At 35.7% G+C, this 15,918-nt stretch carries 16 protein-coding genes and 1 pseudogene; 4 read left to right on the top strand and 13 right to left on the bottom strand.

All coding sequences use genetic code 11. From position 1 onward, the window contains the following. Positions 1 to 8: 8 nt before the first annotated feature. From R3E91_02310 to nrdR, 5 genes are all read right to left on the bottom strand, one after another. Positions 9 to 488 (bottom strand): CinA family protein, encoded by a 480-nt coding sequence (locus tag R3E91_02310; GenBank protein ID MEZ5315031.1) that lies wholly within the window; start codon positions 486 to 488, stop codon positions 9 to 11. Beyond that, positions 448 to 1,113, bottom strand: coding sequence for a hypothetical protein (locus tag R3E91_02315; GenBank protein ID MEZ5315032.1), 666 nt, complete (start codon positions 1,111 to 1,113; stop codon positions 448 to 450). The genes R3E91_02310 and R3E91_02315 overlap by 41 nt, the downstream gene beginning before the upstream one ends. Then, entirely contained in the window at positions 1,106 to 1,627 is a 522-nt protein-coding gene (gene lspA / locus R3E91_02320) for a signal peptidase II (protein MEZ5315033.1), read from the bottom strand. The genes R3E91_02315 and lspA overlap by 8 nt, the downstream gene beginning before the upstream one ends. A 32-nt stretch (positions 1,628 to 1,659) precedes the next feature. Then, entirely contained in the window at positions 1,660 to 2,031 is a 372-nt protein-coding gene (locus R3E91_02325; protein MEZ5315034.1) for a TraR/DksA family transcriptional regulator, read from the bottom strand. A 168-nt stretch (positions 2,032 to 2,199) separates the two neighbouring features. Continuing rightward, a complete protein-coding gene (gene nrdR, locus R3E91_02330) occupies positions 2,200 to 2,706 on the bottom strand; it encodes a transcriptional regulator NrdR (GenBank protein ID MEZ5315035.1) in 507 nt (168 codons plus the stop codon). Positions 2,707 to 2,909: 203 nt separating this feature from the next. Between nrdR and R3E91_02335 the strand changes: the two are divergent. Both R3E91_02335 and R3E91_02340 read left to right on the top strand, forming a co-directional pair. Further along, positions 2,910 to 3,932 (top strand): annotated as a pseudogene (locus tag R3E91_02335) (calcium/sodium antiporter). Between the two features lie 96 nt (positions 3,933 to 4,028). Further along, positions 4,029 to 4,619, top strand: a complete 591-nt coding sequence (locus tag R3E91_02340) for a riboflavin synthase subunit alpha (GenBank protein MEZ5315036.1) — start codon at positions 4,029 to 4,031, stop codon at positions 4,617 to 4,619. A 3-nt stretch (positions 4,620 to 4,622) separates the two neighbouring features. On the opposite strand, the gene R3E91_02345 is transcribed toward R3E91_02340, so the two are convergent. From R3E91_02345 to R3E91_02360, 4 genes are read right to left on the bottom strand one after another with little or no spacing between them, the layout of a single operon-like run. Beyond that, positions 4,623 to 4,892, bottom strand: a complete 270-nt coding sequence (locus R3E91_02345; GenBank protein MEZ5315037.1) for a YtxH domain-containing protein — start codon at positions 4,890 to 4,892, stop codon at positions 4,623 to 4,625. A 10-nt stretch (positions 4,893 to 4,902) separates the two neighbouring features. Then, positions 4,903 to 5,172 (bottom strand): YtxH domain-containing protein, encoded by a 270-nt coding sequence (locus R3E91_02350; protein ID MEZ5315038.1) that lies wholly within the window; start codon positions 5,170 to 5,172, stop codon positions 4,903 to 4,905. After that, complete coding sequence (locus tag R3E91_02355; GenBank protein MEZ5315039.1) at positions 5,173 to 5,508, bottom strand: DUF948 domain-containing protein; 336 nt, start codon at positions 5,506 to 5,508, stop codon at positions 5,173 to 5,175. A gap of 60 nt (positions 5,509 to 5,568) precedes the next feature. Then, positions 5,569 to 6,906: an amino acid carrier protein gene (locus R3E91_02360; GenBank protein MEZ5315040.1), complete on the bottom strand. Its 1,338-nt coding sequence runs from the start codon at positions 6,904 to 6,906 to the stop codon at positions 5,569 to 5,571. Positions 6,907 to 7,231: 325 nt separating this feature from the next. Between R3E91_02360 and R3E91_02365 the strand changes: the two genes are divergently transcribed. Next, positions 7,232 to 8,647, top strand: coding sequence for a deoxyribodipyrimidine photo-lyase (locus tag R3E91_02365; GenBank protein MEZ5315041.1), 1,416 nt, complete (start codon positions 7,232 to 7,234; stop codon positions 8,645 to 8,647). Next, positions 8,644 to 9,495, top strand: a complete 852-nt coding sequence (locus tag R3E91_02370) for an SDR family oxidoreductase (protein MEZ5315042.1) — start codon at positions 8,644 to 8,646, stop codon at positions 9,493 to 9,495. The genes R3E91_02365 and R3E91_02370 overlap by 4 nt, the downstream gene beginning before the upstream one ends. A 140-nt stretch (positions 9,496 to 9,635) precedes the next feature. Here R3E91_02370 and R3E91_02375 read toward each other — a convergent pair whose 3' ends face one another. From R3E91_02375 to R3E91_02390, 4 genes are all read right to left on the bottom strand, one after another. Beyond that, positions 9,636 to 11,117 carry a hypothetical protein gene (locus R3E91_02375; protein ID MEZ5315043.1) on the bottom strand — a complete coding sequence of 494 codons (1,482 nt, stop codon included), beginning with the start codon at positions 11,115 to 11,117 and terminating at the stop codon, positions 9,636 to 9,638. Between the two features lie 226 nt (positions 11,118 to 11,343). Continuing rightward, positions 11,344 to 12,513 carry a hypothetical protein gene (locus R3E91_02380; protein MEZ5315044.1) on the bottom strand — a complete coding sequence of 390 codons (1,170 nt, stop codon included), beginning with the start codon at positions 12,511 to 12,513 and terminating at the stop codon, positions 11,344 to 11,346. A 412-nt stretch (positions 12,514 to 12,925) separates the two neighbouring features. Continuing rightward, positions 12,926 to 14,230 (bottom strand): hypothetical protein, encoded by a 1,305-nt coding sequence (locus tag R3E91_02385; GenBank protein ID MEZ5315045.1) that lies wholly within the window; start codon positions 14,228 to 14,230, stop codon positions 12,926 to 12,928. Between the two features lie 280 nt (positions 14,231 to 14,510). Then, positions 14,511 to 15,767, bottom strand: a complete 1,257-nt coding sequence (locus R3E91_02390) for a hypothetical protein (GenBank protein MEZ5315046.1) — start codon at positions 15,765 to 15,767, stop codon at positions 14,511 to 14,513. Between the last annotated feature and the right edge of the window lie 151 nt (positions 15,768 to 15,918).

A 15,918-nucleotide genomic window follows, 5' to 3' on the forward strand; every position in this document is an offset into this window, starting at 1 on the left:
AAAAATCCCTATTTATTTAATGGTCGGGTATAGTCATCCAGCTTTTTAAGGGCATCTTGAATGGCTTGTTGAATAATCAACCTCCTACTTCCTTCAAAATAAGCCGTCCATAAGAGAGGTGGATCACCTTCTGAAACGATAGCAAAACAAACTGTTCCTACTGGTTTATTAGTCTCTTCTCCAGAAGGCCCTGCGATTCCAGTTGTAGAAAGTGCTATATTGACTTTAAACAGATTTAAAATTCCAAAAGCCATCTCTAAAGCAGTTTGTTCACTCACTTCCCCCGATTGCACAAGGGTTGTTGGTTTAACACCTAATATTTGTTCTTTTATCTCATTCGAATAGGCAACTACTCCTCCTCGAAAGTACAAAGAGCAATCTGGAATAGCTACAAAAGAAGAAGCAAGTCCTCCTCCTGTACAAGACTCAGCTAAGGCTAAAGTCCAACTATTGCGAATAAAGCGTTGATGTAACAAGCGTATCGTCAATTTTTATCCCTTTTTCTTCAAGTTGTGAATGAGAGTTAATCCAAGAAAAACATTGCTTTCCTAAACGAATTGGCACATTTTGCTTACAACCTGCGATGATAAAAGGAGTAGGACGCGTATGAAGGCGGATCCATTTTTGCATAGCATAAAAGAGTGGTCCATTGACCAAATGACGTGTTGCTTGAATCTCATGGGTCTTAGGATCTTCAAAAATTTGCGGATAGCCTACCTGAATACCCCAAGTGATGCCATCTACTCCAAACAGTTGTGATCGGATACTCTGATCAATCGTACTATAACGAATCGCATGTGCGACTACCTGTACAACAGGTAGTCTAGGTCGATAAAGCTGACGCTTTCCATCTAAAAAAACAACTTCCATCGCTTCTGAAGAGACACTAAAAACAGGAGAGGTAAGAGATGAAGGAATCTTTCCTTGCTTTAAAGCGCTTATATAGCAAGCATAGTCAGCTAAAAAAAGATCGATAGGAATCACTCCTTCCCCCAAGAGAGTCACTTTTTGAATTTGATAAATTGTAAAAGCTGGTAAAGAGGCAAAAAGTGCTCTCATCTCCTCTAAATCGATGAGCAGGGGAATCTTTATCCACTTAGATACATTAAGCATAGCTTTTTTTTCGATGCATAAGATTAACTAGAAAAAACCAAATCACACCCATGGTAATCCAAGTATCAGCTAAATTGAAAACAGGAAAATGATATCCCCAAAAATTCAATTGAATAAAGTCAATGACACATCCGTAAAGAAAGAAGTCAACCACATTTCCCAAAGCCCCTGCAATAATTAATAGAAGGGGGAAGATAATATAGCGTTTTTTATTGATAAAAAATAAATAGAAAAAAATTCCAAGAATCACAACCAAACGCACAAGAATTAAGCTAAGCTGGAAACGAGAAAAAAATCCCCAAGCTGCTCCTTTATTAAAAACCAAGGTAATAGAGAGATGTATTCCAAAAAAATTCAAGTCTACAGGAGAGTGATAAGAGGGACCCAATGAATTGTAAAAAGGAAAAATATGGTAAATATAAGACTTTGTAAAAAAATCTATAAAGAGTAAACTCAAGCCAAGAGCTACGAGAAGTGTCGTATAACTATACCTTCTAAGAGAATTTTGACTCAATCCACTTTATCCTATCTAAAACTCGATCCACCCTAATCCTTAAGAAGTCCTTTTTCATACATATCTTGAGATTTGACAGTCATTGTTGCATAAGGAACAGCTTCCAGTCTAGCTAAAGGAATTTCTTCCCCACTCACATCACACATCCCATACGTTTCTTCTCTAATTTTTTCTAATGCACGATCAATCTGGCGCAGCATTTCATACTCTTTCCCCGTAATTTCAAGGCTAATTTTACGATCAAAATCATCAGTTCCTTGATCCGCTTGATGCTGAGTATACCCTGTGGCTTCATCAGGACGTTTGACTTCGCGAGTGGTCCCCTCAAGCATATGAGTTAAATGGCGCCTGATTTCTTCAAGACGAGTTTTAAATGCTTCTACTTGCTTTTTAGTTAATGGCATGAGTTCCTCTATTTAATTGTAGATGAATAAATTAATTTTAAAATACCTACATATAGCTCAAAAATATAATTCCTTGATAGCCAATGGATTTGAATATAAAAACAGAAAATGTTCTAAAAAACATACTCAATTTACACAATCCTATCCTATTGTAAGCACTACTCATGTCTATTTATCATGCACAAGAACTTCAGACCGCATTGTTTTTGTCAGTTGACAATCTGTTTCTTTTGGCTCTACTGATTGGATTGCCTCCATCAGTTCACCAATATCCTTGAAACGACGATAGACACATGCAAAGCGGATATATGCGATCATGTCCATTTTTTTCAAATATTTCATGATAATCTCTCCAATTTCTTTGGTTGTGATCTCACGCACCTGGAGTTCCATGAGTTGCCCTGTAATTTTTGAAGCCAAATTGCGTACTTGTTCATGACTGATCTGAGTATGTCGACATGCTGCTTCTAAACCGGAGATTAATTTTTCTTCTTGAAAATCTTCATATAGTCCGTTTCTTTTACACACTTGAATTGTTAGATCAATCATTTCAAATGTTGTAAAACGACGATTACAGCGCAGACACTCTCTTCGTCTTCTTATCGTATTTGCATCAAAAGCATTGCGCGAGTCAGTGACTTTTAAATCTTCGTTCCCACAGAAAGGGCATCTCATTTTCTTCACCCTATGACTATAGTATCATGACAAAGAGGCGAAGGATAACTTAATCGTGATTTTTTTAAAACATACATATCATAGTTAATCAAAAATTGATAAATTTCCAAAAAATACAATTTTTCAAACTTTATATGAACTAATATAATCGTATTAATCTTTAATTTATGAATGATCTATGTTAATTACCTTTTTCTTTTTTTTTTCTCGGCCTATGCTGCCTATTTAGTGGAGCGAAATCTCTTGTGCTTGGAGCCTCTCAACTTGCAAGAGCTTTAGGAATCTCACCTTTAATCATCGGAGTAACAGTGGTTGCATTTGGAACAAGTGCTCCTGAAATCGGGGTGAGTATAGTAGGATTTTGGAAAGGAGAAGGATCGATGGTGATTGGTAACATTGTTGGAAGCAATATTTTTAATACTCTTATGATTCTAGGGATCTGTGCCATTGTAACACCATTAGTTATTCATAAAACGCTTATTATCTATGATATACCGATTATGATTTTTGCAAATCTACTTTTCTGGATTCTCACGTTAAATGGACAATTAGTACGTTTATCTAGTTTGATTTTATTATTGTTTTTCATTCTTTATTTAATTTTGATTTTTAATCTTTCAAAAAAACAAAAGGATACCAAACAAAATGGATCTCCTATCTATCCAGTTTGGTCTCAAATACTTTGGATCATCTTAGGGTTGATTTTGATTGGACTGGGTTCTATTTTATTAGTATCCAAAGCGACAAAACTTGCTATCTATTTTGGATTTAGTGAACTATTTATTGGCCTAACAATTCTAGCTATTGGAACCTCTCTTCCAGAATTAGTCACTTCTATTTTTGCCTTAAAGAAGGGGGAAAGGGAGTTAGCAATTGGAAATGTGATTGGCAGCAATATACTTAATCTATTTGGTGTGATGGGCATCGCGGGTGTTCTATCTCACGGTCCTATTGTTATTCCTATAAAAGCCATGACATTTGACATTCCAGTAATGATTGGGGCTTCAATAGCTACACTACCCATCTCTCTAACGGGTCATAGAATCTCTCGTTTGGAAGGCCTACTTTTTCTTCTTTATTACCTCACTTACATCATCTGTTTGATCTTAAAAGCAAAATTTAGCCATCTACTTGCCTATACTACGATACCCCTCTTATTTTTTATTTTTGCTATGGTGATTTTGACTTTAACGATAGGATTAATTCACCATTTTACACATAAATAACTTTTACAGTTGTAATATCACTGTAACTCAGATGAAATGGTTTATAAGGATTGAGATAGGCATAGTAAATGATATGTAAAAAAGGAAATCAAGAGGATGTTTACAGGCATTATTCATAAGATTGGAAAAGTGGTAGATGTGAAAAAAAATGATCAGCTGATGCAATATGCACTGGTTTTTCCTTATCAAGAACTAACAATTGGAGCAAGTATCTCTGTAGATGGAGTCTGTCAAACAGTAGCGAAAATTCAAGATAAGAAGATCTGGTTTGATGCTATTGAGGAGACAATCAAATGTACAACACTCAATTCTTTAGAGATTGGACAAACTGTTAATATTGAAAGAGCAGCTAAAATGGGTGATGAGATTGGAGGGCATATGCTTTCTGGTCACATTTACGGAACCACCCAGCTAGTGAAGATCGAAAAAAATGTTTACACATTTAAACTTCCTAAAGCATGGAAGAAATATCTATTTGTCAAAGGGTATGTGGCCATTAATGGCATCAGTTTAACTCTTGCTGCCCTATACCAAGAAGAATTTAACGTCCATCTTATCCCTACTACCCTTGCATTTACGACTTTGAGGGAAAAACAACCCGGTGATCTATTGAATATTGAATTTGATTTTTTCACTCAGACAACTGTTGAAACAGTAGAAAGAATATTAGCAAAAACAGATCCTTAGCTTCTATTTATCTTCTAAATAGTGGTTCACAATTTCATTAGCTTCTTTAGAAATTGTTTTTGCTTTTTCTAACATTTCTAATGATTGGCTACGAATCCCGTCTAATAATTGTACCGTGTCATGCGAAACTTTACCATAATGATGGATCAATTCTTTTTGCATCTCTTTCCCTGATTTTGGAGTCAATAAAAGGACCGCTGCTCCTCCAAAAAGTCCCCCTATCACAGCTCCTAAAAAAAAACTTGACCCAGTATGCTTTCTTTTTCCTAACATGGAAGATTTCCTATCTTTTTCTAACGACCCTGCTTGCTGCTTTTTTAGCTTCAATCACTATGGTTTTAGCACTCTTGCATAATTTTGAAGATCCCTCAAGAGCCCCAACAATCATATCTTTTCCCTTAGAGGTTGCATGATGACACTTCTTTGCGACATCTTTTCTCATTTTTTTACCAGATTTAGGCGCAAAAAAGAGTACCGCCATTCCTCCAAAAAGTCCCCCAAAAAAAGCCCCAAGGGCAAATCCTTTACCACGACCAGATTTTTTATGTGTCATTTATTTTTTCTCCTTCAATTTTTGCCAAATGGCTACGCCGACTAAAGCCCATCTCACGACTTCAATCACTGCGTCTAAGCAACGATCTTTCTTCTTAAAGGCTTTTTTAGAGATCTCATCTTCACTCTCACTCATTCCCTTCTCTTTCTTCTCCACTAGATCTCCTATCTTAAAAATAAAACGAGCCAGAGGGGCAAAAGCTTGAATCTTATCATCCATATCCAAAATAGTTCGACGTAAAGACAGTAGAATGATTGCTAAGAAAATGACGATAGCAATAAAAGCACAAGCCACTATTGCAACACTTATAGAAATAATTAAACTATCCGTAGACATAATTAATAATTAATTAGATTTCTAATATTATTATTAAATAAAAATTTAATTATGTAAAGTTTAAGCTGCTTTTTCGACCGGATGGTTTATCTTTTCAAATACGATTTCTTTTCTAAGACGAAAAATACCCAAAAGATTGATCACCAATAATATAGAACCTGAAACAGACATCACTAGAAGTGCTTGATTTTGAGGGATAAGAGAAAAAAGAATCAGAGCAGTGATCCCATAAACAATATAGACATACTTTCCAAAACGAGGAGCTAAATAACTCGCACACTTAATTCCAACCACAAAATAGGTAGTAATCGTGGTAAATCCCGTAATAATAAAGAAAAATGGAATAAAAAGATGCATATAAGGAAAATAAGATTCCAATGCAGTTTGAATTAACTGCGATCCTTCTAAAGGAGTTAAACTCTTCCAAACTCCTGAGACTAAAACAACTAAAATACTAAATGTACAGATTAGATTATCAAGACAAACCCCAAGAATCGCCAAACGTGCTTGTTTTTCAGGTTCCAGAGTTGCTGATTCACTTTGAATAATTGAATCATAGCCTACTCCAATATCTGCTGAGTAGGCGGCACGAGCAATCCCATGCTGAATAGTTAAAATAATTGTGCTCCCTGCGAATCCACCCACAGCTGCATGACCAACAAAAGCAGATTTAAATACATCGAGTAAAATCAAAGGAATAGATCGAAATTCCTGTAGAATGACCCAAAAACCCATGGCAATATAAATGAAGATAAAAAACGGCATGACCCAAGAACAAATCTGCCCAATACGAGACACCCCTCCAATGGAAGCATAAAGGACAAAAAGCAAAAGAATCATAATTACTGCGTAGCGATTAAAATGCCAGTTTATAGAGACACTATCTGTGATCACCGAAAATTGATAAATCTCTATTGCATAAATACATAAAAGGAGCGCTACCACCAAGGGAATCCATCTATTTTTAAATGCTTTCTTAAGAAAGTACATCGGCCCTCCATTATAACTTCCTTCTTTATTGGGCTGACGATATTTAAATCCTAAATAGATCTCACAGTATTTGACAATTGCTCCAATGATTCCCGCGATCCAAACCCATACAAGTGCTCCTGGACCTCCCATTTGGACTGCAGTGGCAATTCCTACAACATTTCCAATCCCAATCATCCCTCCAGTTGATGCAAAAAATGCTTTTAATGGATGGATTCCTCGGTTAGCTGGAGAGCCTCTTTTTAAAAAAGAAAAAAAAATCTTCAATGTTTCAGGTAGAGAACGGATAAGAGTTCCTCCTCCACGAAAAATGAAAATACACCCAAGAAAAATAATGAGAAAAAAGGCAAAATACCCCCAAAAAATCTCATCTAATTCTTTTAGAAAATTAAAAATACTATCTAACATGATCAAAACATTTTAAATAATATGAAATATTTATTCTATCGAAAGAATTGATCTCTTCCATAAATTTAATGAAATTATAAATTTTAATATAAATCGACTCCATATTTTCTATGATTAAAATGTTATTCTCTCAAGAATTTTTTTGAGTTGATTTATATTTAATTAAAATAATTAATATAAAACTTTTTTGTATCAATTAGACTTAAGCTTCACTTTAAAAATATATATATTCTCCTTGACTGCTCTATCTAAAATGTCTTATTTGTAAGATTGGATCAACTCATAGATAGTCTCTTATGCAATTTTTGATGAATAAAAAGCTCTTATGACCAAGACACTTTCTCTTCTTTGGTTTAGACAAGATTTAAGATTATCTGATAACCCCGCGGTAGCGAAGGCTGCCGATTTAGGTAGTGTATTAGCCATCTACATCCTAGATGACTGTGCGCCCAATCTATTTAAAATAGGTAGTGCAAGCAAAATATGGCTCTACTATTCACTTGAGAAACTCAATCGATCTTTAGGTGGCTCTCTTAATATCTATAATGGAGCAGCAGATAAGATCATCAGTGAATTGACTGCATCCTATCCTATTCATCATATTTTTTATAATCAATGTTATGAGCCTTGGCACTTAAAACAAGAAAGCTTGGTAAAATCTCTCTGTAAAAAGAGATCTATAGACTGCCAGTCTTTCAATGGAAATTACTTATGGGACCCCGACCAAATATTAAAAAATGATGGAAGTTATTATAGAGTATTTCATGCATATAAAAACAAATCTCATCAATCATTACCTCGTCTCTCCATAGAAAAAACCATGAAAATTGATCCGATTAAAGATCTTAAAAATGCTCTATCTATAGCTGACTTACCTTTACTTCCAAGAGGGAAAAGATGGTACGAAAAAATTGTGTGTGCATGGCAAATAGGAGAAGTAGCAGCACACAATAAATTAAGTAATTTTATCAAAACGAGTCTTGCGGGATATAAACATGGTCGTGATTACCCATGTAAAAATCAAACCTCTTTATTATCCCCACATTTGCATTTCGGTGAAATTTCCCCTTCTCAAATTTGGAAGGCTATCCATGATGTGGATGTTTATGATGAGGATAGGGCTCATTTTTCTAGTGAATTAATATGGCGTGAATTTTCATGCTACTTATTGTATCATGTAAAATCCTTACACAAAGAGAATTTTAATGCTAAATTCAACAGATTTCCTTGGCAAGATCATGAAAAATATTTTCATGCATGGAAAACAGGTCAGACAGGCTACCCAATTGTTGATGCAGGGATCCGTCAACTCTGGCAAACAGGATATATGCATAATAGAGTCAGAATGATCGTGGCCTCTTTTTTAGTGAAAAATCTGATGATTCATTGGCATAAGGGTCGTGATTGGTTTTGGGATTGTTTAGTTGATGCTGATCTTGCAAACAATAGTGCTAGTTGGCAATGGGTAGCGGGATGTGGAGTGGATGCGGCTCCTTATTTCAGAATTTTCAATCCTATGACTCAAGGGAAAAAATTTGATAAATATGGAACGTATACCAGACAATTTGTCCCTGAATTAGCAAATCTGCCGGATAAATATTTATTTGCTCCATGGACTACTCCTAAATCTATCTTAAATTCAGCAAAAATCATTTTAGGTAAGAGTTATCCTAATCCTATTGTTGACTTAAACACTTCAAGAAATAGAGCCCTTAGAGCCTATAAAAAATTGACAAAATGATGCTGATTTTTGGTCATGGGTATGTCTCAAGATTCTTAATGGAACAAATGCATCCCCTTAATTACAAGGTCTACTGCACCTCAAGACAAGTAAAGCAGCCAATCAGAAAGGGAAATATCGAAATCTTGAATTTTTTCGATCCCATTTTACCCTCCATTATTGACTCTTCACATCTTATTTTGACGACTATCCCACCAGATGATGCAGGAGTTGATCCAGTCTTAGAAAGATATTCGCAATATCTATCAAAAACAACATGTAAATGGATAGGGTATCTGTCATCGACAAGTGTCTATGGCAATCATCATGGAGCTTGGGTGGATGAAAAGACACAATGTACACCTAGTCATCGAGAGTCTAAATGGCGATTATTTGCGGAAAAGGCGTGGTTAAATTTGTATGTAAAATACAAATTACCAGTTCATATTTTCCGATTGTCAGGGATTTATGGCCCAAATAGAAATTGCTTAGAAGAGATCAAAAAAGGCAAAAAGTCTACCATTGTTAAATCAGGGCAATATTTTTCTAGAATTCATATGGTAGATATTTGCCAAGCTATTCTTGCTTCGATCGACTCTCCTATAGGGGGAGAGATCTTCAATATTAGTGATGATGAACCAGCACCTCTCCACCTTGTCCACCAGTTTGGTGCGGATATTTTAAATGAACCACCTTTAAAAGAAATTTCATTCGAAAAGGCTGAGTTATCAAAGCGAGCACAATCCTTTTTTTATGATAATAAAAAGGTAAGCAATCAAAAATTGAAAAACTGTTTAGGTTTTGAATGTAAATACCCAAATTATCGAACTGGTCTATTAGAGGGGTGTTTGCCATTTCTCAAAAGATGACTCACACTGAACTTTAATTGAATGATTTCGCATGCTTCTAAATGACTCAATTATAAAAACCACAACCTATGAAAAAGCTATTCTTTCAATCATCATAAAGCATACGATCGACTGTTCAAAATGGGTAAAAATCTTCTGAACTAGGAAGTCTTCTTGAGCCCCAAACTCCCTGCTATCTTTTGCAATTCTATGTTATCTTTCGGTACCCTCCACTGAACTAGAATCTTGGAAGACTTAAGATCTGCTTCATATGCTTTTCCTGCAACATAAAATCCTTTAGCTACCATCTGAGGATCGTTTGAAAATACTCCGAAGGAAGGGGTTGTTGCGTTAACAATAATGGTTTTTTTCCCTGCCGATCTGTTTGTCTGTGCAAATTTAATAGCCTGTTCAAATTGAGCAGAATACCCACGTACGGCACAAAGATAGGCAATTTCTTTCTTTTGTTGACTTGTGATCTTGGAATTTTCTACCGACAACGCTGTGAATATGGGAGTTCCTATCAATATCTTATAGATTTTTTCTCCATTCCTTGTTCCTTTTGGCACATTTCCAACACACAAATATTCGATCGGATGATTTTGGTCTTTTAATTGTCTAATCACTAATCGAGCTTGTTCAAAAGTTTCAGGAGCCAAACGTCCATCCCATACATAGTTTTCCATCTCCTGATTCAAAAGCTCTACCATCCCATTAAATCCTATATGAGCGCTTCTATCAATGATTTCTAGTTGCTCATCAGGAAACTGTAACCGAGCTTGAACTTCGAACAGATTATTCGATATTAGATTCCTGGACTCAGTAGGTAACAAAGATGGCATAGATGGCATCTTTCCATTGAAAAGACTAGGAACTCCATAGAAGGTAATCCTATCCCTAATTTTACTATCTTTTTCAATCTCAAGATTCAATTCATCTATATTCATATATTTCCAAGAAAACACCTTCGCATCTAATGGCGACGTGCTATATTCAATTACAGCATTATAACTCTTGTTTTCAGAAATGTTACCGGAAGCAAATATCACCTCAGTACCAATCTTTTGTAACTCTTGTATCAACAGAGATTTTGCCATGTTGTGATACGTCGACTGATGTAGAAATTTGCGTTCATAGCCAGGTTTTTTGACACTGCTACCTGGCCTCCTGATCTGCTCTTCTTTTTTCTTTACTAACAATTCCTGCTGAACGGGTTCCTTATAAGCCTCCTCTGTCCTCGGGACTTCTAAAGGAACAGGTAATTTTTCAGCAGGAGAATGTTTAGTACACTCCTCATCTCTCTTGAGAGAATTACCGCGATTTCTTACTTTCATGACGAGGGCAATCATCGTTAGAATGAAACTACTTCCACCACCGATAGCCATCATGATCGTAGCATGCACCTGATGAAGAGTACTGATCGCTCCAAAACAATGAGAAACACCGACTCCTGCTACAATCAATCCCCCAATACCTACAATAATAAGAATCGCAAAACCAAAAGTATTGCATTTTGAAGAAGAAGATCTTAATTCCTCTCTCTTCTCTACAGAGACAACTCCTAAACCATTGTGCGTATTTCTCATTGAAAACGCCGCTTCTTGAAATCCCACGAGTTTTTTTTTGGATATTGTCAAGCTCATAAATACATCCTATATATCCTATTAATATTAAATTAAAAAAAGTATTTATACATAAAAGATAATAAAAAAACAATTTAAAAAATTAATATTAATAAAATAAAAATCTTTTAATATTAAAAATTCCCTATAAAATCAGTAGGGGGATCTTTTGCAAAGATAGAGAAATGTCTAGAAAAACATCCATTGTACTCGATAGCAAAGACTCAGAAATAGAGAAGAGCCTCACTCATTTGCAATCTTTTAAATTTAAATATTTTAACACCAACATAAGTGCTGATGCAGTCTTGAGAGAGTGTGATGAATTCATCTCCCATCGAACAAGGACATCAGCCTCCCTTAACTTCTGTTCATACTCTTTGGCTGCTGTATAAAACCCTTTAGCTACCATCTCCTCATCGTTATCAAAAATTCCTAATCCCGGGGCGGTTGGTTTAAAAATGACGGTTTTATTTGGATTTTCCTTTGCCAATTTAAGAGCCTGTTCAAATTGAGCAGAATACCCACGTACGGCACAAAGATAGGCAATTTCTTTCTTTTGTTGTTCTGTTATTGTACTACAATCACTATACGCCCCAAATGCAGGAGCTGCTACCAAGATCTCATAGACTGTTTCTGTATTCTCCTTTCCTTTTGGAATATTTCCAACACACAAATATTCGATCGGATGATCTTGGTCTTTTAATTGTTTAATCACTAATCGAGCTTGTTCAAAAGTTTTAGGATTCAAATATCCATGGGATACAGCATCTATCGTCTCATCATCTAACACCCTACATAATCCATTAAATCCTAAATTAGCTCCGTTATTAATGATTTCTACTTGCTTATTAGGAAACTCTAACTGAACCTTGGCCCCCTGAGTATTATCCCCTTGATATGTTTTCACAGCTTGACCGAGAGGTACTGTGGAATGACCGGAAGATTGAGCTCCATTAAATTGACTCGCGACTCCATAGAGAACAATTTGACAAGGATCTTTACCATCTTTTTGAATCTCTTCACCCAATGTATTTGCAAATTTGGAAAAAAAAATCTTCTTATCTAATGGATCATCATTCATAATTTGCGTAGTAACCTCTTTTGAGGATAAAGGCTGGTACGGGGGAACGTTACCCAAAACAAATGCAACCTCAGCCCTAATCTTCTGTAATTCTTCCTGCAAGTAGTGTTTTGCTGTCTCGTGAGATTCCCTTTTTTCTTTAATAAAGCACTTTTTAGTAAAATTTTTAATAGGCTTGGTAAGATGACGACGATTTCTTACCTTCATGACGAGAGCAATTATCAGGAGAATGAAACTACTTCCACCGCCCACAGCCATCATGATCGTAGCATGCACCTGATGAAGAGTACTGATCGCTCCAAAACAATGAGAAACACCGACTCCTGCTACAATCAATCCCCCAATACCTACAATAATAAGAATCGCAAAACCAAAAGTGTTGCATTTTGAAGACGATTTTTGTTCGGGTCTCTAGTGTTTCCCTACCGAATTGGTAGGCAAATTGGTTGAAAAAGTCATAGATTATGAAATAATAAATGCAATTATACCTAAAAGATAATAAATAAAACAAGTTAAGAAAATAATAATATTTTAGTTAAAATCTTTTAAAACGAAGACTTCCCCATGAGATGAGGAGGAGTATCTTTTGAAAACATAGGGAAATTTTCTAGAAAAACATCCATTCCACTAAATAGTAGAGCCTCAGAAATAGAAAAGAGCCCTACTCATCTTAGAGGAGTAAGGATCCTGTTAATGAGACACGAAGACGTAGTCATTGAAGGATAAATACATCACTCTAGAGCGTTCATCACTCTAGAGCGTTTTTTTCCCATCCAAATAACTGTAATTGAACAGAAACCTTATTATTCCCCAAATCCTTTTCAAACATTTTTGCTGCGACATACAACCCCAGACGTACCATCCGGACCATCTTATCATCTTTACCAAAACATTGTAATTCCCACGGGATTGGCTTAAGAATGACGGTTTTATTTGGATTTTCCTTTGCCAATTTAATAGCCTGTTTAAATTGAGCGGAATAACTACGTAAGGCAAAGAGATAGATAACCTCTTGCTTTTCTGCTTCTGTTATTTTAGAGAATTGATCGCTATATTCTTCAAACACAGGAACCCCAACCAATATTTCATAGACTTTTTCTGTGTTCCCCTTCCCTTTTGGCACATTTCCAACACACAAATATTCGATTGCAAGAGATTCTGATATTAGTTGGTCAATCACTAATTGAACTTCTCTAGAATTTGTAAGATTGAAATGTCCGTGGCTGACAGTTTCTTGCGTATCACTATCCAACAAACAACATAATTGATTAAATCCTAAATTAGCTGCGTTATTAATGATTTCTACTTGCTTATCAGGAAACTGTAATTGAGCGTTGACCCATTGGCTAGGAGAAACTTTATATGTTTTTACAGCTTTACCGGGAGCTATCGTGAAACGACCAGGGGATTGAGTGCCATTAAATCGGCTCGCAATCCCATAGAGAACAATCTGACCAGGAGTTTTACCATCTTTTTGAATCTCTTCATCCAGTTTGCTTACCTTTTTGCAAGAAAAAATATCTCGATCTAATAAGTGAATTTCACTACTGCCATATAAGTATTCTTCCCAGAAGAATTCAGCTGTACCCAAAACAAATGTGACCTCAGCACCAATCTTCTCTAATTCTTTCTCCAAATAGCTTTTTGCTTTCTGGTGCATTACTCTTTGTGTGTAAATAAAGAAATATGTATTAAAATCTTCGTTAATAGGCTTGATGCGATTAAGGTAATTCCTTACCTTCATAACGAGGGCGATCATCAGGAGAATGAAAATACTTCCGCCACCCACAGCTATCATGATCGTAGCATGCACCTGATGAAGAGTACTAATCGCTCCACAATAATGAGAAACACTGACTCCTGCTACAACCAATCCTCCAATACCTACAATAATAAGAATCGCAAAACCATAACTCTTTCCCTTTGAAGAAGAAGTTTTCGACTTAGACGAATGATCTACAGAAGAAGATGGGAAAGAAGTCTCTTTTTTTTTGATATATTCCCATTCTTGGATGCGCGTTTCCAACGATGCTGGCGTGCGCGTTTCCGGCATTGAAAAACTCACAACTACACCACAATAAAATGACAAAAAAACAATAAATTATAACTAAAAAATGATCAATAAAAATCTTTTAAAAAGATAGGAGAATCTTCTAGAAAAACATCTACTCTACTGGATAGAAAAGACTCTAGAAATAGAGAAGAGATCTCTATCATCAAGTCTATCATATTTCATCGATAATCGTTCCGATGAAGGTGACAAGTCTATGTAAACTCTACTCTTTTGATGATCGTCAAAAATACGATGAACTTTTCAGATTAATCTTGTTAATTCAAGATGGGTATGCCTTGAGCTCTAAAAAATCTGCTATCTTTGTTTTATCATCTTTCGATACCTGGAATCGTACAGAGATATTACTAACCTGCTTGAAATCCGTTTCATACTCTTTGGCTGCTGCATAAAACCCTTTAGCTACCATAAGAAAATGTTTACCAAAGACTGGTACCCATGGCGAAGCATTTGGCTTAACAACGATAGTTTTACCTGGATTCTCCTGACTTAATTCAAGAGCCTGTGCAAATTGAGCACGATAATTATATAAAGCACAGAGATAGGTAATTTCTTGCTGTTGTTCGGGAAACTGATCTTGATTGAAATGTTTGCTATTAAATAAGGGAACTGTAACTAATACTTCATAGACTTTTTCTGTATTCCGCTCTCCTTTTGGCACATTTCCAACACACAAATATTCGATTGCAAGAGATTGGTCTTTTAATTTTCCAATCACCAATTTAGCTTGTTTAAAAGTTTTAGGAGTCAGATATCCATGGCATACAGCATCTTTCGTCTGCTCATCTAATACCTCACATAATCCATTAAATCCTAAATTAGCTCCGTTATTAATGATTTCTAGTTGCTCATCAGAAAACTGTAACTGATTGATAAACTCGTGGATCAAATCAGGAGAAGATTGATTAAAAGGAGCTGATAATACCGTTTTATTCGCCGCTGCATAGAGAGAAATCTGATCCTTAATTTTACCATCTTCTTGCATCTGTTGATCAATTCCATCTATCAATTCGTAAGAAAAAATCTTCTCATCTAATTGATCAAATCCTACAAATCGATAAGTCTTAATACAGCCAGTCTTAACTGAAACAAATGCCACCTTCGCATTGCAATTCTCCAATGTGCTCTTCAAGGACTCTTTTGCTTTCTTATGATAGAGACGTTGCTGTTGAATAGAGATATGTTTAGTAAAATTTTTAATAGGCTTGGTAAGATGACGACGATTTCTTACCTTGATGGCGAGGGCAATTATCAGGAGAATGAAACTACTTCCACCACCCACAGCTATCATCATCGTAGCATGCACCTGATGAAGAGTACTAATCGCTCCACAATAATGAGAAACACCGACTCCTGCTACAACCAATCCCCCAATAGCTACAATAATAAGAATCGCAAAACCATAACTCTTTCCCTTTGAAGGAGAAGTTTTCGACTTGGACGGATGATCTTCTATAGGGGCAAAAAAGGAAAAATCCTGAGCATTCTTTGCCCTTCTTTGAACCTCATTAGGAACCATAAATCACCTAATAAAACAATAGAACTATTAAAAAAATAGATTAGACCATTCAAAAAATTAATAGAATAAAAATCTTTTAAAACGAAGACTTCCCCATGAGATGAGGAGGGGTATCTTTTGAAAACATAGGGAAATTTTCTAGAAAAACATC

Source organism: Chlamydiales bacterium, assembly GCA_041395025.1.
Classification (GTDB): domain Bacteria; phylum Chlamydiota; class Chlamydiia; order Chlamydiales; family JAAKFR01; genus JAJACP01.